This is a genomic window from Arthrobacter sp. TJ-217 (assembly GCF_058269255.1).
Map to the genome: position 1 here is coordinate 271,072 of NZ_JBZCNJ010000002.1, position 17,342 is coordinate 288,413.

Genomic DNA, 17,342 nt, shown 5'->3' on the forward strand with positions numbered 1-17,342 from the left:
CGTTGCGCATTACGCACAACATGGCAAGGAGCTGGTTTGCAGACTCTGGTAATCGTCGGAGCTTCCCTCGCAGGGCTTTCGGCAGCACGGGCAGCACGCGCCCAGGGTTTCAACGGGCAGCTAATCATTGTGGGGGACGAACTCCACCGGCCCTATGATCGGCCCCCGCTCTCAAAGGATTTCCTGCTCGGGAGAATCCCGGCCGAGGAGCTCGGCCTCGAGACGGACCTCAACGAACTGCAGGCCGAATGGGTGCTCGGAGCGCCGGCCGTCTCCCTTGACGCCGCAACGCGCACCGTCCACCTCAAGGGTGGGCGATCCATCGAGGCCGACGCGGTGGTCATCGCGACCGGAGCCCGGGCGCGGACGCTTCCCTGCCTCGCCGGGCTTCACAACGTCTTCACACTGCGGACGATGGCCGATGCTCAAAGCCTCGCCCCGGAGCTTGTGGCCGGCAGCAGGTTGACCATCATCGGCGGCGGGTTCGTTGGCGCCGAAGTCGCAGCGACAGGGGCCTGCCTCGGGATGGAGGTCACGATCATCGACACCAAGCCCGTGCCCTTCGCCGCTCAGCTGGGCGAGGAGATGGGCGCGCATGTCGCGGCGCTCCACCGGGCGAACGGCGTGAACCTCCTGTCGGGTGCGACAGTTGAGGATTACTACTGCAGCGAAGGCAACGTCACCGGGATGCGGCTCGCGGACGGGCGGTATGTTCCGGCCGACGTCGTCGTCGTTGGTATCGGTGCTGAGCCGAACACCGAGTGGCTTAAAGATTCGGGCGTCCTGGTGCAGAACGGCGTCGTCTGCGACGGCATGGGCCGCACCAATGTCCCGGGCATCGTAGCGGTGGGGGACTGCGCCGCCTGGTTCGACAACTCCTGCGGAAACCACCGCCGGATGGAGCACTGGACCGGCGCGCTTGAGCGGCCGGCGCTCGCCGTCGCCGCCCTGTTGAATGAGGACACCCTCCAGCTGCCGCTGCGGCCCGGCTACTTCTGGTCCGACCAGCACGGAGTCAAACTGCAGTTCGCGGGAGACCGTACCGGCTCCGACCGGCTGGTGATCGAGGCGGGAGATCCTTCCGTCCACAGCTTCCTCGCCGTCTACTACTGCGGCGACCGCCCGGTGGCGGTCCTCGGAATGAACCAGCCACGCCTGTTCACCAAGTGGCGGCGTTCCCTAAGCACCACCCACGTCCTGGCCGAGGCCGTGCTGTCTTCCTGATTTTTGCTTTCTAGTCCTGTTCCTGGGAGGAGTAATTGTGTCTGTTGAGGTAAATACACCGAGTCTGCTCCCGACGTTGCCGGGGTACACCTACGTCGACGAGGGAGTGTTCCGGGCCGAGCAGGAACGGATCTTCGAGCAAATGTGGTTCTGTGCCGTGCGTTCGGCTGACCTTGATAAGCCCGGCGCGTACAAGACGGTGCAGATCGGACGGGAGAGCGTGCTGATCTCCCGGACCCGCAAGGGCGGGATCCGCGCCTTCTACAACATCTGCCGTCACCGTGGAGTCAAGCTGTGCATGGAGGAATCGGGGCAGGCGGCGCGGTCGTTCCAGTGCCCGTACCACGCGTGGACCTACGACTTCGAGGGCAAGCTCATTGCGGCCCCTAACCTGACGAAGATGCCCGACATCGACCGGGACGAGTACGGTCTGGTGAAGGTGCACGTGCGGGAGTACCTCGGGTATGTGTGGGTGTGCCTTGCCGCCGAGCCGCCGTCGTTCGAGGAGGAGGTGATGGGCGCGATCGAGGAGCGCCTCGGTGACCTGCGGGCCATCGAGGGCTACGACGTGGAGCACCTGAGCCTGGGCCGGCGCATTCGCTACGACGTGAAGGCCAACTGGAAACTCATCATTGAGAACTTCATGGAGTGCTACCACTGCGCCACGATCCACCCGGAGCTGACCGAGGTGCTTCCGGAGTTCGCCGACGGGCTCGCGGCGCAGTTCTTTGTGGGCCACGGGGCGGAGTTCGGCGGGGATGTCAAGGGGTTCACCGTTGACGGCTCAGAGGGCCTGGACCGGATTCCGGGGATCGAGGAGGACCAGGACCGCCGGTACTACGCAATCACGATCAAGCCCACGGTGTTCGTGAATCTGGTGCCGGACCACGTGATCATCCATCGCATGTTCCCGATGGCGGCCGATCACACAATTGTTGAGTGTGACTGGCTGTACCTGCCGAGCGTCGTTGAGTCCGGGAAGGACCTCACCGCCTCGGTGGAGCTGTTCCATCGGGTGAACCAGCAGGACTTCGACGCCTGTGAACGCTGCCAGCCGGCGATGAACTCGAAGGTCTACGCCAAGGGCGGGGTGCTGGTGCCCAGCGAACACCACATCCGTGAATTCCACGACTGGGTCGAAAGCAAGGTCGGCGACATTGTGCCGACCCGGTAACAGTTAGCGTCCTGTGTAACCCATCTTTGAACTGATCAACTGCCCGGCCTGTGCGAGTGATTCGACCAGGCCGGGCTTGTTGTTGGGGTCGAAGCGGAAGGCCGGACCGGAGATGCTTACGGCTCCGATGACGACGCCGAGATGGTTCCGCACACCTACGGCTATGGCGCAGAGCCCAATCTCGAATTCCTCGACGACCGTGGCGTAGCCGTTGTGGGCGACGTCGAGGAGCTGGGTCTCAAGCTCCTTGCGGCTGGTAATGGTCAGCGGGGTGCGTGCGGGGAGGCCGGTTTCCTTGAGGATCCGGTCGCGCTCGTCGGCCGTCAGTGAGGCGAGCAGCACCTTGCCGCTCGACGTGGCGTGCAGGGGAGTGAGGCTGCCGATCCAGTCGTAGGTTGCCAGCGTTGACGGTCCCATCGCCTGGTCCACGTTGACTGCGAAGTTTGAGCGGAGCACCGCGAGGTTGACGGTTTCCTTGAATTCGCCGGCCAGTGCTTCGAGGACCGGCCGGGCTTCCCGAACGAGGCTGAGCCGGCCTGGGATGGAGCTGGCGAGGCGCAGGATGCCGAACCCGAGCTGGTATTTGCCGCGTTCGCTGTTCTGCTGGACCATTTCGCGTGCGACGAGGGAGCCGAGCAGGCGCGATGCTGTGGACTTGTGGATGTGCATCTCTTCGGCGATTTCGCTGACTCCGGCGTTTCCGTCGCGGGCCAGGATCTCAAGGATGGCCATGGCCCGGTCAACTGACTGGACGCCGCCGGACTGGGCGATCTCGATGTCGAGATCCGGGTCGGGGGAAATTTCGGAAGCCATAAACCCATGCTCTCACCTAATGGGTGGTGGCCGGTTTGGGGGCGAGGCGTGCGTGACTGTATTCGACTCGCATTTGTCCTACGGCAGTCGAGGCTAGACTCAGGCCTCCGGCGGCGTCTGGCCAGTATCGCCCACCTCAAGGCGGCCAGGATTTACCAACAAAAGCGGTGGCTGGGACCTGTTCTTGAGGCCAATCCGAACTTCAGGGAGATGGCGATTGCTCCGGAGCTCCGGTGGAGGTTCGGGATCTGGTCGGACAAGTACGTGAGCGTCACGGAATTCGCGACGGCGGAACAGTCGCGCCTTCGGATCCAGCGAACAAGGACGACAGGCTGGGACTGCTCGAACGCGCCGGACTGATCGCGCCGAGGAGGGCGTGAACAACCGGGAGGCGACGCAGAAGAACATTGCCGAGAAGAGACCGTTGGAGCAACAGATTGATGGCCCGCCGGCACCCGATGAGTCCGCATTCGAGCCGACCTTAGGCATTGACTACCTTCGCACGGAGTCAAAAGAACCTCAACCAGGTGTTCCAGTATTCGGAGGGGCAGGGGCTACTGGCTACGGCTCCATAGGTAAAGGAACTGCTGCTGCCAATCGACGGGACCGACCGCTAGCCACATACTTCTTGGACGAGACGTGAAACATAGTGGGCGGGAATGAGGAACTTGTTTACACTGGTCAGTCTGGATCCGAAAGTTCCCCGGAGTGCTCCCAGCTGGTCAGAATCTAACAAGTGGGCAGATGCTGATGTGCAAAGAATAGGCCAACCGAGGGCCGCCGATGACGAGGTCGAAGCCACGGGTGGTACCGAGACTATACGGGTGATGGTTGTCCCCGTTGGGGAAAGGCTTACCTACAGCCCAGCGTGGACTTCATTCGTCAAATTGAAGTTGCCGAGGGTGCTGATCCCCGAGGAAGCTAGTCACTCGCGCAGTAAGTTGGTCCAATTCTTTCATCTCGCACTCCCACAAAACGAGCGGAATCCAGCCCAGCTGAATGAGCTGGTTGAGCTGGCGCCGATCCCGGGTTTGGGTTGCTCTTCTCTTGTCATGCCAGAAAGCCACGTTTGTACGCGGCTCACGGGCGCCGACCGGACAGGCATGGGCGTGCCAGAAGCAACCGTTCACGAAAATCACCTTGCGTCGTGAAGAAAAAACGAGGTCTGGCCTGCCCGGTAACTGACCGCCTTTGTGCGACCCGTGAAGTCTGAACCGGTAGCCGTGCGCATGGACAATTCGTCGGACGAGTAGTTCAGGCTTGGTGTTCTTACCTCGGATCTGTGACATCAGGTAGCTTCGCTGCTTCGGCGTGATCGAGTCCACACGCCCTCTCCTTTCGTGGCGTTCTTTCATGACGTGGCCGCACGGTGCAGTCATCTCTCCCATCGGGCCGGGCGTACCGGACACCGTTCACACTGTAGGAGCGACTGAACCAGCTGACTTGTGCGGCAGAATGGATCTTGTGATGCGATATGTAGATCTGTTCTCGGGATGTGGCGGGCTCTCTCTTGGTCTTGAGAGAGCAGGTGCTGAGCTATTGCTGGCTGTGGAGAAGTCAGCCATGGCAGCTCGTACGTACCATCACAACTTTATAGGTCGCACGGCTAGCGACCAGCAGTGGGACGAGTACCAGACGTCCACCCTTCGGACTCAAGCCGCGCAGGGTCTGGTCGTCAGAGATCTAGAGTCAGTTCTCAAGGACGATGAGCTGATGCGCGATGTCGAGAGTAAGGGCGTCGATATCGTGGCGGGAGGGCCCCCTTGTCAGGGCTTCTCTCTGGCCGGCAGGCGAAACGTCGATGACGTTCGCAACAAACTCCCTTGGCAGTTCCTCGAATTCGTTGAACGGGTGCGTCCGTCCGCCGTAGTTATTGAGAATGTCGTGGGCATGAACCACCGATTTCCCAATGCTGAGGTGACTGCGTTCGAAGACCTGAGTCGAGCACTGGCGGAAACGAAACCCGGCTATACGGTCCAGAAAGTTCAAGTGAACGCGATGCATTATGGGGCGCCCCAACATCGCCCCAGGCTGATGCTTATTGCAGTCTCCAACGACTTTGCCCGCATGGTGAAAATTCAAGCGACTGAAACGATTTGGAAATCGCATTTCGTAGGTCAGGGCAATGGCGACGTACCCGATTTGGCCCCGATGCCCACTGTGAGCAGCGATTCCGCTCGGACGGTGCGGGATGCTATCGAAGATTTGTCGAGCAGGAATCGAAAAATTGCTAACGCCCCTGAAGGTAGCTATCTACGAGAAATGCAGGACTCCGTTTCATGGGGGTTAAAATATGAAGCCCCCAGTGTCCCCAGCAATCATGTTGCAAGAAATCATCGGCCATCCACGACGGAGCGATTTCAGGTTTACCAGGCATTCCAGCGTAACGGTATTGACTCACGGCTATTCCGTCAGATAGCGGATCTAGACGCTGGCGAAGTTCTACGCGCTCTGAAGCAGAGCGTTCCCGCTAGCGCATTTCCCTTGCGGCAAGTCTCTGGCTCAGTTCTTGCGGCAGACTACGACGAACTGGCGGCATTGATGGGTAGACTCGCGACTAGAAAACATTCCCAGCGCGTCTTGGAATGGGACCGTCCAGCTCGTACAGTCGTCACCCTTCCGGATGATTACGTCCATCCCTCCGAACCGCGCGTTCTAAGTGTGCGCGAACTGGCGCGTTTCCAAGGTTTTCCGGATGCATTCGAGTTCGTCGGCAAAGAAACGACAGGTGCACTGCGCCGTCGGCTGGAGGTGCCTCAGTACTCGCAGGTAGGGAACGCGGTCTCTCCCTGGCTCGCATACGCTGTGGGATTGCGCCTGCAGGACTTGTTCCTAAGGTGGCGGGGCTTTCAAGATTCAAGCCCCGAACCGAGTCGGTGAGAGGCGACGATAGGAAACAGGTCTCCAAATGCATCGGACGAAACCTTTATTAAGGGGCCCTTCTCCTTTGCGGCCTCAGGATATTTCTGGGAGCACAAATGGTCTACGGTAATGTCTCCCGAACGGACGAGGTCAGCCAGCACCGTCGTTCTCGGCTCACGCGTGTGAACTATCTCCGTAAACTGGGCGTATTCAATCGATCCAACCTGCTTGGTGCGTGCAGCGACCCAGAAAGTTTCCGCATGTTTTTCAGAGATAGCGCTTGCAAGTTTTTCGATTCTCCAGCGAAGGACGATGGGATATAGAGGATGGCTTGATCGCTCCTCCATGTACTGCCCACAATCACTCACTGCCAAGTGCAGGCCAAAAGTGTTTGGCTCGCTTCCGACTTCACAGTTGAGCTCGAGCTTGTCGGTTCTAAAATAGCCGAAAATGTCGAGCAATAACGCCGTTGACGTCACCGGGCTGCTCTTCCAGTCGGGTGCTTTAGCAAGAATTGTGTGGCGCCTCGTCTGAGATTCCCGGTGGCTTTTTAATTCGATGCCGCGATAATCTGGATTTTTGGCCGAGTTCGTCGGGATGCCCAGCAGCGACTCCAAAAGGTTCCCTACGGCGCCAGCGCCCGGTTTAAGGCACGGGATGTAGCCCTCCGCGTTGAAAGCCTCCAACTTCGACGCCAGCTCGGCGGCGACGTCTTGGGCCGAGGAATCCCTACTGCTTGAGCCCGCCAACCGAAGGGCCTCGCCCAGGTCAGGATCTCCCAGGCGTGCAGCCCATAGATTGCCGTTAGTCGTAGCGACAATCAATATATCGTCTGGGCTGCAAATTTTGGTAACCCCACTCACCCGTAGCCGCGGGTCGCCGCGTCCGGAGGATGGACGATAAAAAGCGATCTCGGTCAGCGTGCCGTCGAGGCCGGCATACAGCGTAAGTTCCTTAGTGACCTTGGCGGTGGGTCCGCGTCCTTGACGGGCGAAGTCATGGATATCGCACTCCTCGAGGAACTTCCGGAAGTCGCGTGTGGCGTCGGTGGTCAACTTGCTGATCGTCGTAGCCGTCTGGGCGAGTAGACCAAAACGGATGCCGAGTCGTTTCATCGTTTTCACATTCGCCTCTTCAAGAGATGTTAGTCGTCGCACCGAGCCCCCGAAACTGATTTTGACAAATGGAATTCTAGGCGGAATACTATCTCATGTACGGCCAGCTGAACTTCAATTCCAAGTTACGACTCGGTTTTGCGCTGGACTGGTTTGCCTAGCAACAGCTAGTCAAACAGTTCAGTGTCTGCCTAATGCAATTGGAAGACGGCCGGCCCCTACATGCCAGATAGCGGTTGATCGATCGTGAATGGCAATGGTGGGAGCTAGTGCCTTTCGAGGTGTCCCCCCAAGTTTTGCCCCGGGGACGCGGTGTCCTTGGGAGACACGAAAGGTACAGAGATGAATACCAATCCTTATACCGTTGCAGCCCGCCGCGTCCTCATGGAAGCCGAGAAAGCTGCGCAGGAGCATCAAACCCTTCCCACCCCCCATAAGCTCATGAGCGGGTCGATTCGGAAACAGTTGACCAAAGCGCGGTCCAACGCTTCCGAGCTGTTGGTTGAACAGTTCGGACTACATCCTTTCGACGCGGATACTGTTGCGCGTTCTGCGGCCGACCTGAGCCAACTGCGCGAAGCTACTCGTAGTCCGCGGGTGCAGCGTTTCGGGCAGATCGAAATCAAGTACATTGAGTTCGATGTGATGATGCACCGTGTCCTTCCTTCCCCGGAAAACATCCGCTTCGAGGGCGAGCGAGCCTGGATGGGACGTGCGGCGACTCGATTTGAGTCCTTCGCGCCGGGACAACCAGTGCTGACCATGAAAGTTGATGACCCCCAGAAGTTTATGCAGCGTCTCACAGCAGATATGGGACGCATTTGGCTTGGCAATCCACATTCGCGGTCTATCCCGGTACGGGGGATCGAAAACCCAGGACTGCTGTCGATTGCTCGCCTCGGGCTGGCGGATGCCGGAAAGATAGGAATTCTGGAATCCACTGACGGTTTCAGTCGTACGGTCGGTGCTCATAAAGGGAGTGGACTCAACGTCTTCGATGTGTTGGTGACCCTTGCCTCGGATGCGGCGGAGAATAAGTTTCGGACGGAGTTGGTAGACCTTCGAGATAGCGGTATCGCAGATCTGGACACTGAGGACGGCCGAGTCGCTGCGGCAAGGCTCCGGTCTAGCATCATGCCGAATGCTCGGGTCATCGTCGGCTATGGTCGAGTCGGGTCGGCAAGCGGGATCGGTATCGATTTCCACGAGGTCCGGCGTGCGCTTGTTGGACACATCCACCTTGAGCCGCCCCTCAAGTTTTCCGACACGACTCAGTTCGCGTTGAAAGCCAACATCGCGCTCGATGCTGTCGAAGCGAGTGGTTCCCTACCTAAGCCGGCATGGCTTTCGACTAGCGAGATGCTATCGCTCCTCAAGGGTGAAGTTGAGCCGAGCGGTGAATTGATGGATTCCGACGAGGATTTCCGAGGTAGGTTGCAAAAGGACGAAGTGTTTCTTTACGCCACCGAAGCTCTGCTCAGTGCATCGAGCGGAAATGGGAGCAGAGTCCGCACCGTCAACAGCGCTATCAACAATCTGACTGGTAAGACTCCCCCGAAGGCCGAGCGGGCACTTCTGGCCGCGGATACTGCTCTACGCGTGAATGCCATCGCGGCAGGCCAGGAGGAGGAAGACACAGCTTTCAAGGGTAAACGATCCACTCTTGGGCGTGTGCTGGCAGCTGCGGCACTCAAGGAGGCGTCATCGCGGGTTGTTGATATCGACGAACTTCTTGGAGACGCGATCGATGCAATCGAAACACGCTCGAAAGACTTCTCGAATGTTGATGATTCTCCTTCGCCGGCTGCTGCTACGCTCGGCGTCTTGGCTGCATACTGTCTGGTGGATGGATTTGAGCATCCGCTGCTTGAACGTTCCTCCGCGAGGCTTAGTACCGGCGCGTACGCACCAGAGCCCCAGCAGGTGATTGAGAAAATGGTGAAATCTCGTCATGGACTTCGCCAGCTCGCCCAGATCGTGCTCGACGCGCGGGCCGGCCGTCGGGCGAGGCTCCTCTCGGCAAACGCTGAAGTAACGAATGAGGTGGACCCCTCCGCTGAGACTCTCGATAAGGCGGCCCTCTTCAAATTTGTGGATGGGTCGATAGAAGAGGTCTTTGAAGCGGAGGGCCCCGAGGACATCCTGAGTAGCAGTTTGAAGAGGCTGGGACAGAACATCGATGATCTCAGAAGCCGTGTTCATGAGGTTGAAGCCGTGGAAGACGGTCAGGGTCGTTCACTGATCTCTCAACAGGGTGCGGACCTGGGCGCCTATTCTGCGATGCTATCCAGTCTGAACCGTCAGTTGGAGAGCTGGACCGCTCTGGCGGAGAGGCGAGCTAAGATCGAGCTGCGAAATCTGGTGGAGGGTGATGACTTCGAAGCGCTCGATCTCGATGAAGCCGATGAGGGGGACTTCGTAAGCTGATCACCTCTTGAGCCCGTGTTGTTGGGCGAGGTGCCTTCCTCGTCCAACAACCGGCATTGGGACCGCTGCCGATACGCCGGAGGTTCGCGTTACGTTCGGATTTCCAAAACCGTGCGTAGCTCCACGCTGCCATCGCTAGCGAGGCGTCTCCTTATAGTTAAGGGACATTTGGCATCGACGAACCCCCTCCAAAGATACGCGGGTTCCGTCTCGCTGGATCGCTGGAGGTGCTGCCGCGCCGAGCGGGCCCTGGCGGCTCCGGGCGAGAAGCCGGCAGCTCGAACCTACCCAATCGACATCGGGATCAAGGGCCTCAACGACAAAAGAACCTTCACGAGACGTCGGTGCGGGCGAGGTCACGAAGATAATCTTGAGGCAGAATTCATTCGCCAGCACCCCTTGATGCTGGACAGGTGCCCCGGTGAATGTAAATTTCCCGCAGGGGACGTGGCGCCGGTGTTCCGGTAGGCGTTGAAAACTGGCTGGATGAATGAACGAGCGCGACCGACACCCTGGAAGGCGGAAAAGCGCAGTTGTACTTAGATCCACCGAAACGCGGCCGGATGATGGGCCTATGAGACGAATACAATTTCGTATATCAGGCAGCGCGACCTCTCACTCAAAAATGACGCAAGCAGCGTTCATCCCATGCATTAGCTTCAGGTAACAGATTCATCACTTGCCGATCGACATCCCAACTAGCGTGCCGGAGTCGGGGACGCCCTTGACTCTGCGGCAGAACGGCGACAGATATTTGCCCAGCTGGACCGCGTAACTGGACAGGACGCATTTGCCTGATATCGATCGATCGACCATGCGCGATATCGCCGCGAATACCACCGAAGGAGTCCATGGACTCCAGCCAGGTCGGATCGAAGTCGTTCTCCGTGAATCCCAATGGAAGGAATAGGGAAATGAGATTTCCCCTCTTGATTCCATGGTTCTTGCCGAGCTTCTCGATATACCATTTGCATGCGGCGGCTAATGCTTCCACCTCAGTCAAGAACCGGTAGTCCGCCGAATATACTCTAACTCCATGGTGAACGAGCATCAAACTCTCTAACGGCGAGGAAAGTCTGCCTGAGAACTCGTACTTGCGTAAGCCGGCGGCGACTACCCGCCTGCAAAGCTCCTCAAAATAATTTTCGAAGCAAGCATGAGCTGCTACCCAGTAAGTGTCGCCATGTAATAGGTCTCGCTCTTGCGGGACAGGCCTTCGTTGAGTCAGATAGAGGCGCTGGAGCGCCCGAATGTCACCAGCAAGTTGCGCCCTCAGAAGCACTCTTCGGCGCATCAGAAAGCAGTGTACTGTGCCGCGGCCGGAGAGACCTTGAGCAAGGCACTGCCCCAGAAAGTGAAGCGGCGCCGCACGGCATCGATCGATTTTGTGGTCGTGGTTAGAGAGCTAGAAAAATCTGCGTCCTCCACGCACAGGTTTTCAAATAACGTCTTTGTCTCCTCTCTATTTGTTAAGCAGTCAACCCGCACATCTTCATACTGGAGGTAAAAGGCCATGATGTCTAGAACGGCCCGGTTTTTGCGTGATTCATAACCTTTGCCGGTGTATCTCTTGAATGCGTCCTTCCCAAAAACATCGATCGATGCATTTATGGCGAGATCAAATCCGTTTGCCGAGGCGATTACCGCACCCCTCGACTCGTCCCAACTATCGTTCAACAATTTACAAGAATCGTCTAGGAACTTTCGAAGATTTCCACGGTATTGGTCGCGGTACAACGTGAGGCTGATATGGCGGATCAGTATTTCGGTGTCCCGCATGCGAAAATCAGGGCCGTTCTTACCTAAAAATCTTTGTATGCTCTTGCTTGCGGCGGAATGTTCCATTACGTAGTCCATGAACGGCCCCGGATGCAACGCCCGCCGCAACTCCTGCGGCGACAGTCCTACTACGTTCCCGTTGAGCCGTAGAAAGGTGAGATAAAGGAGAGCTTCGCTGGACCAGTCACGAAGTACCACTGCTCGGACGACTTGATTCTCCACAGCAGCGGCGTGCGATTCATATTCGTCGCTGGTTCTCAAGTCGTCGTAGGTGAAGCCGTTGAGGTTGCGAAGGATTTCCAATCCCTTGAGTTTCATGGGAGGGCCGTCCAGGCCGGCGAATCGTTGCAGGCTGCGCAGCCGTTGCTTGCCGTCCAGTACAATAAATTTCCCTCGGGAATCGCGCCTTTCAGCCAAGATTATTTGGGGTACTGGAATTCCGAGCAGTAAGCTTTCGATAAACCTTGATCTCTTGAGGTCATTCCAAACATCACGTCTTTGGAACGCGGGTTCGAGGTCGAACCTTCCTCTCCGAAGTTGTCCGATGATTGTTTCAACGGTCCAGTCGGTTCCCCATGTGACCGTTGCGTCGGGTTCAATCTCTTCAGCAAGGTCTTTCTCACTGACGTCATAGCTTAGGGCGTCGTCAGATTCTGGTGTGGCCATGGGGGAATACTACCGGAGCTGTCTAGGCTCACCCAGCGGTGGACCGGTGGTGCGCTAGGGAGGGCGTTAGATGATTTGGAAAGCGCATGACGGAAACGAAGCTGCAACCCCTCCTCGTCTTACCGCAATAGATGCTGCAATTCGATGTTCGCGCTCTTTCGTCGATGTGGATGTAGTTCTGCACGATTCCGGCGAGGGCGCTTGCAGAATCGTTGGCTGAATCGAAAAGAGAACCTTGGTGGTGTGCGAGGAGGGGCGCGCCGAATAATGCAAAAGGTGCCCGTTTGAGATTGCGTCCGAGGGGTCGGGTCGCGCATCGCGCGTGCACGGCGTCTGAGGAAGCTGGGCTTCATTTCTTGTTCCGTTGGCACCGTTGTAGCGGCTGAGGCGCTGCTGAGGGAGGTAGAGATGTGTATTGAGGCGAACGTTGGGCTTGGCGATTTCGGGAGAAAGGTGGTCGAGGCACTTGGCGAGGGGTTTACATCCGCATCCGGTGCTGACCTCCCCGTTTCAGGTGTTGGCGGCATAAATCGCGTTGGCGCCGGCATCGCGACGTAAATAGTATGTCCATACCAGTCCGGCTCCTTCGCAAACGGATTCGAATATACCCCGCCGCTATGCGGGCCGGCGAGCGTCGCGAGGTCCTCGGGAAGCTGGTTCAGGCTCTCCTGCGGGGTGGCGAGGAGCCGGTATTCGGCGTTGGCGACCTAGGCGGGCAGATCGGCAAGGACCTCAATTTGCGGCGTCTTGCAGAACACTGACATTGGCAACCAGCGGCCAGGGAAATGCTAGAACTAGCCGGACGTCACCGTCAGGTTTCCGCGCAGCAGACTTACTCCAGAGTGGGCAGGATCGCCATCGAGTGGCTCATCAGAGATATCGACGATGGGAAACCCCGACAGACTCACACTGTCCGGGATGGTCAGGGATCCTTTTCCCTCGTGAAGGACTCCGAGGCTGTACATCTGGCTGAGGTCGGGTGCGATCAGCCATACCTCCTGATAGCCGTTTGCCCCTTCCGCGGTCAGGGTCACCTGCAGGGTACGCGCACCGTCGGCTGCTGAGACGACGGTGGCGCTTCCCTCTCCCGAGAAATTGTCGAGAGGCTCCAGCTCGGCCCGCGCCACAGTCTCCTGCGGCGTCGTCGACGTGATGGATTGAGCCGCCCACACGACTCCTCCACCTGCCACAAGCCCGACGGCAGCCGCTGCCACCAGATATCGAGTGGGGAATGTCTTCGGTTTCCTGCGGTGGGTATCGAAAGCTGTAACAGCGGCCCGTGATTCTGCCGATGCGCGGGGCCGTTCGATAGTCGCATGCGCTCCGGCAGCCAGGGGATCTGTGCGCAGGGGCGGTTTCAGGCCAAGCTCGCTGTGAATCGCTGCCCATACCTCTGGGCCTGGAGATTCGAGCACGTCGTGCGTGGTTCCTCCTCGTGCCGCGTCGACAACGCTTCTGAGATCGCGAAGCTCCGCGGCGCACTCCTCGCACCCAATGAGGTGCTCCTTCGACGCGGCGTCGAGCGGCTCGTCGAGGGCAGCCAAGCTGATGGATTCTGGATCAAGGTGCTGCATCCGAGGCCTCCAATCGGCTGCGTAGATGGGTGAGGCTCCGGCGGATGTGGCTCTTGACGGTCCCCAGGGGTAGCTCCAGTTTCGAGGAAATCTGTTGGTGGGTGAGGTCCTCGTAGAACGCCAGTTTCAGGATTGAGCGTTGCGGTTCGCCCAACAGATCCAGTTCCGAATCGAGGACGATCCGATTCGCCATACTATCGACATAGTCCCCGCCATGCTCAGTCGGATCGCGGGCTTCGACAGCGTGAGCCATCTCGTCAATCCGGTGAAGTCGGTGCCGTGCCGCCTGCGCGTCGGCGATCACGTTCCGGCAGATGCCGAGCAACGAGGCCGGCAGGCTACCTGCGTCGGGATCGTAACTCACCCGAAAACGCCAGGCCCTGATGAAGACCTCCTGGGTGGCGTCGGAAGCAGCATGTCGGTCACCAAGCGAGCGAAGCGACACACTGAAAATAAGCGGTGCGAACTGCTTGTACGCCTGGGCTAGTGCCTCTTCGCCACCGGCCGAGAACTCGGCCCACAAGGACCTGGCTTCGTCGGGGTCTCGAGAGGACACATTGCGCTCCTTTGGGAAAGGGCGCTGAACCACTGCCCCCGGAATGACCCTTGGTCCGCCGTCCACGCGATAGCTCCGGAAATAGTTCAGAGCGGGGACGCCGTCAGCACAACATTATCCTCATAATCCGCCTCTTCTGCGAGCCATTCGCCGCCACATGTAACGACGACCAATTGATGTGCACCCTCACGGCGGAAGATCTCGTCGGTGTTGAGCGACGCCTTCGGCTCATTGTCGACGTTAGTAACCCGATACCGGACGGGCTCGGCATTTTCACGCCCAACGGTGATGACTGTTCCGAGGGGAACGTCCTTCAGCTGGGCGAACGGCATCTGCTCCGTACCGATATCGATGTGCGCCGCCAGGACGGCGTTGCCCTCCGAAGCCCCGGGGGCGGGACCAAAGCGATACCACCCGGCCTCATAGAAGCTCTCCGGGATCTCCATCTCGTCGTCGTCTGCGATTCCCACCTCGATGACGGCGACATTGATATCAGTGCCCTCGATGTCCAGGGAAACCGGTCGCGGTGCTGTCTGCTTTTGGGCAGCCGTGGCTGGCCGAATAGGCACCCCGGCCGCGGCTCCGGCCACAGCGGCATCCTTAGCCCCGGCCTTCGCCTTGACTTCAGCATCGGGCGGGTCGGCGGTCGCGGTGCTTGGACCCGCATCAGGAAGCCGATCAGGCTGCGGGTCGACATACTGCTCGACAGCGGCGGGAGTGGTTGCCGGCACCGGGGTTGCTGCCTGCTCCGCGCATCCTGTGCTGAGCAGGCCACATGACGTAGCCAGAAGCAGGGCGGTGAAGCTTGGCGGGAAGCGGTTCAAGGATTATCGCCTTTGTTGGAGGGTGAACAGCAAAGCGGGGCGGGAAGATGGAGGGGCTTCCCGCCCCGCCCGCTGCGGTCAGTTGCCGGTGCGGGTACGCATCCGTGCAGCCACGGCGGCTCCGGAAAGGAGTACCAGCCCGGCTGCTCCGGCACCCAAGAGCATGCCGTTGTCTCCCTGTGGAGCGGGGCCGGCTTGTGCCCCCGGTACGGCAGCGGGATCGGAGTGCAGTCCTTCGATCACCTGAGTGGCGAGGGCGAGGTTGCCGTCCTCGAGGCTGCCCCAGGCGTAGACGATCGTCGCTGTGCCTTCGCCAAGGGTCAGGTCGGCCGGGCCGATGACGGGGTCGGTGGTCCCTGTGGCGGCGACCACTGCCGAAATGGTCCCGGCGTCAGTGGTGAGCGTCGCCTCGTCAGGGTTGCTCAGGTTTTCGACGACGGGAGTGCCACCGGCCAGCACATCGACCGCGGGTGCGGCCGCCGTGTGTCGGACCGTCAGCCGCGACTTGCCTCCCTCGACCGCCGACACATCATTGGTGTAGAAGTTGGCGGTTGGAGCGCCCTCGGCGTCGAGGTTCGCGGTGGCCGTGTAGTTGCCGCCGGCCCCCAGAGTGACAGGCACGGGTCCGATCACCGGCTCGCTCGCGTCGGCCGCATCGGCTGCAGTGACTGCCAGCTCGTAATCACCGGCGGGAAGTTCGAGGGGACCTGCAAGGGTCCCGGGAGTGAAATCGTCGAGTGTCAGTTCGCCGTTGACGTACACGTCGACCGTGAGGTCAGGAACAGCGTGCAGTACGGACAACTGCGCGGTGTCCGCCGTTTCGGTCGCGACTGCCGGTCCGGCTACAGTGCTGGCGCCCAGTACCGCAAGCGCACCTACTGCGTAATAGCTTTTTCGCATGGTCTCTCCTTTTTGGGGCTCCCGAAGGAGCTTCAACTGATCCTTACACCCGGTACTACCGACTCAAGTGCGCGCGTGGATGCAGATTGCGGCGAAAGATTGAAAATAAGCGGCCGAAGTCGTTGGGGTCCAGCTCGGCCGTTCCGATGGGAACCCGGCTTCGCGCTCGTAAGGCCAAACCACATGAAAGAAGCCGCATCTCCGCTTTTGGGGCGGGAGGTGCGGCTTCTTTCCTTCAATCAGTGATTGTGCTCGTACTCGAGTTCGATCTCCACGAGCATGCCGTTCGGGGGAGCGTCGGGCGCCGGAAGGGCGTTCGTTGTTGCGTACAGGGTCTTCCTGTCCACTTCGACGTCCGCCGGTAGCGCCGTCTCCAGGAACAGCACGGCTTCGTCCGATCCCGCGGCGACAACCGAGATTCGGTTCGCGAACAGTTCGGCGATGAAGATGTTTCCGCGCCGGTCGAGCGCCAGGCCGGTCGGGGTCTGCAGTCCGCTGACCACAACCTCCGTCTCGCCCGACCATGGATCCACACGCTGCACCGATCCCGCCGTCACGCCCTCGGGGACACCCGGCAGCGAGGTGACGTACAGGTAGCCGTCGTGGCCCAGTTCGATATCAGTCGGTACGGGCTCGGAGTAGAAGGTTTCCCCGACTGTGCACTCCGGCAGGCCATACTCCTTCGCCTTCTCGTCCGTGACCTCCGTCGGCACCGGTTCAAGGACAGCGACAGTGCTGACCTCCCCGTTTGAGGTGTTCACGGCAAGGATCGCGTTGGCGCCGGCGTCGGCGACGTAAATAGTATGTCCGGACCAGTCCGGCGCTGTTGCAAACGGATGCGAATACACTTCGCCGCCATGCGGGCCCGCGAATGGCGCGAGGTCCTCGGGAAGCTGGTCCAGGCACTCCTGCGGGGTGTTGAGGAGCCCGTATTCGGCGTCGGAATCGGGGTTGTTCTCCGTCTCGTAGGCGGCCAGATCGGCAAGGACCTCCGTCTCGCCGTCCCGCAGAACGCTGACATTGGCAACCAGCGGCCGAGTCTCGCCCGGGCCGCCGACGCTCTCCGTGAAGTAGATGGTCCGGCCCCGCGTTGAGACACCGCCTATTTCGATGCCCGGGCGGTCGATAAGCGTGGTGGTGGTTCCGTCCTCGTCCACCTGCGTGAGCTGCCCGGCGAAGTTCTGCGTGACATAGGTGGTGTCGCCCCGGCCTGCGGCGACGCGCAGCGGACTCACCAGGCCGGCCGCGAGCTCGGTCTGCTCTCCCGGTGTAACTGTCCACCCGGTATGGTGGTGATGCGGCCCTGCGTTCCCGGCAACGGCGCCGGTTCCGGTGAGGGCCGCGGTTAGAAGTGTCGTTGTGAAAAGTCGCGCGGTGTTAGCCTTCATGTGCTTTTCCTCAGCTACGTATGACGGCGAGACACGGTGA

14 protein-coding genes are annotated in these 17,342 nt (G+C 59.7%); 4 read left to right on the plus strand and 10 right to left on the minus strand.

The annotated features are described in order from the left end of the window. The first annotated feature begins 36 nt into the window (after positions 1 to 36). Together AC4D2R_RS04365 and AC4D2R_RS04370 are read left to right on the plus strand one after the other, a co-directional pair. Positions 37 to 1,224 (plus strand): NAD(P)/FAD-dependent oxidoreductase, encoded by a 1,188-nt coding sequence (locus tag AC4D2R_RS04365; RefSeq protein ID WP_490937867.1) that lies wholly within the window; start codon positions 37 to 39, stop codon positions 1,222 to 1,224. A 37-nt stretch (positions 1,225 to 1,261) separates the two neighbouring features. Further along, positions 1,262 to 2,398, plus strand: a complete 1,137-nt coding sequence (locus tag AC4D2R_RS04370; protein WP_490937869.1) for an aromatic ring-hydroxylating oxygenase subunit alpha — start codon at positions 1,262 to 1,264, stop codon at positions 2,396 to 2,398. A 3-nt stretch (positions 2,399 to 2,401) separates the two neighbouring features. On the opposite strand, the gene AC4D2R_RS04375 is transcribed toward AC4D2R_RS04370, so the two are convergent. Together AC4D2R_RS04375 and AC4D2R_RS04380 are read right to left on the minus strand one after the other, a co-directional pair. Beyond that, on the minus strand, positions 2,402 to 3,211 hold the full coding sequence (locus AC4D2R_RS04375) for an IclR family transcriptional regulator (protein WP_490937871.1): 810 nt from the start codon (positions 3,209 to 3,211) through the stop codon (positions 2,402 to 2,404). An 875-nt stretch (positions 3,212 to 4,086) separates the two neighbouring features. Continuing rightward, entirely contained in the window at positions 4,087 to 4,536 is a 450-nt protein-coding gene (locus AC4D2R_RS04380; RefSeq protein WP_490937873.1) for a very short patch repair endonuclease, read from the minus strand. A 142-nt stretch (positions 4,537 to 4,678) separates the two neighbouring features. Here AC4D2R_RS04380 and AC4D2R_RS04385 point away from each other — a divergent pair, with 142 nt between their 5' ends. Beyond that, positions 4,679 to 6,091: a DNA cytosine methyltransferase gene (locus AC4D2R_RS04385; RefSeq protein WP_490938363.1), complete on the plus strand. Its 1,413-nt coding sequence runs from the start codon at positions 4,679 to 4,681 to the stop codon at positions 6,089 to 6,091. Here the strand turns inward: AC4D2R_RS04385 and AC4D2R_RS04390 are convergent. Then, on the minus strand, positions 6,061 to 7,188 hold the full coding sequence (locus tag AC4D2R_RS04390; protein WP_490938365.1) for an MvaI/BcnI family restriction endonuclease: 1,128 nt from the start codon (positions 7,186 to 7,188) through the stop codon (positions 6,061 to 6,063). The genes AC4D2R_RS04385 and AC4D2R_RS04390 overlap by 31 nt on opposite strands. Before the next feature lie 342 nt (positions 7,189 to 7,530). Between AC4D2R_RS04390 and AC4D2R_RS04395 the strand changes: the two genes are divergently transcribed. Further along, positions 7,531 to 9,615, plus strand: coding sequence for a hypothetical protein (locus AC4D2R_RS04395; RefSeq protein ID WP_490937875.1), 2,085 nt, complete (start codon positions 7,531 to 7,533; stop codon positions 9,613 to 9,615). A 619-nt stretch (positions 9,616 to 10,234) separates the two neighbouring features. On the opposite strand, the gene AC4D2R_RS04400 is transcribed toward AC4D2R_RS04395, so the two are convergent. The 7 genes from AC4D2R_RS04400 to AC4D2R_RS04430 form a co-directional block, all read right to left on the minus strand. After that, complete coding sequence (locus AC4D2R_RS04400) at positions 10,235 to 10,618, minus strand: hypothetical protein (RefSeq protein WP_490937877.1); 384 nt, start codon at positions 10,616 to 10,618, stop codon at positions 10,235 to 10,237. A gap of 290 nt (positions 10,619 to 10,908) precedes the next feature. Beyond that, positions 10,909 to 12,060, minus strand: a complete 1,152-nt coding sequence (locus AC4D2R_RS04405; protein WP_490937879.1) for a DUF262 domain-containing protein — start codon at positions 12,058 to 12,060, stop codon at positions 10,909 to 10,911. Between the two features lie 794 nt (positions 12,061 to 12,854). Then, positions 12,855 to 13,634, minus strand: a complete 780-nt coding sequence (locus AC4D2R_RS04410; protein ID WP_490937881.1) for an anti-sigma factor — start codon at positions 13,632 to 13,634, stop codon at positions 12,855 to 12,857. Beyond that, complete coding sequence (locus AC4D2R_RS04415; RefSeq protein ID WP_490937883.1) at positions 13,621 to 14,190, minus strand: RNA polymerase sigma factor; 570 nt, start codon at positions 14,188 to 14,190, stop codon at positions 13,621 to 13,623. The genes AC4D2R_RS04410 and AC4D2R_RS04415 overlap by 14 nt, the downstream gene beginning before the upstream one ends. Positions 14,191 to 14,276: 86 nt before the next feature. Then, entirely contained in the window at positions 14,277 to 15,014 is a 738-nt protein-coding gene (locus AC4D2R_RS04420; RefSeq protein WP_490937887.1) for a class F sortase, read from the minus strand. 78 nt (positions 15,015 to 15,092) lie between these two features. Next, positions 15,093 to 15,914, minus strand: a complete 822-nt coding sequence (locus tag AC4D2R_RS04425; RefSeq protein WP_490937889.1) for a DUF4397 domain-containing protein — start codon at positions 15,912 to 15,914, stop codon at positions 15,093 to 15,095. A gap of 239 nt (positions 15,915 to 16,153) precedes the next feature. Continuing rightward, a complete protein-coding gene (locus AC4D2R_RS04430) occupies positions 16,154 to 17,302 on the minus strand; it encodes a ScyD/ScyE family protein (RefSeq protein WP_490937891.1) in 1,149 nt (382 codons plus the stop codon). Positions 17,303 to 17,342: the final 40 nt, after the last annotated feature.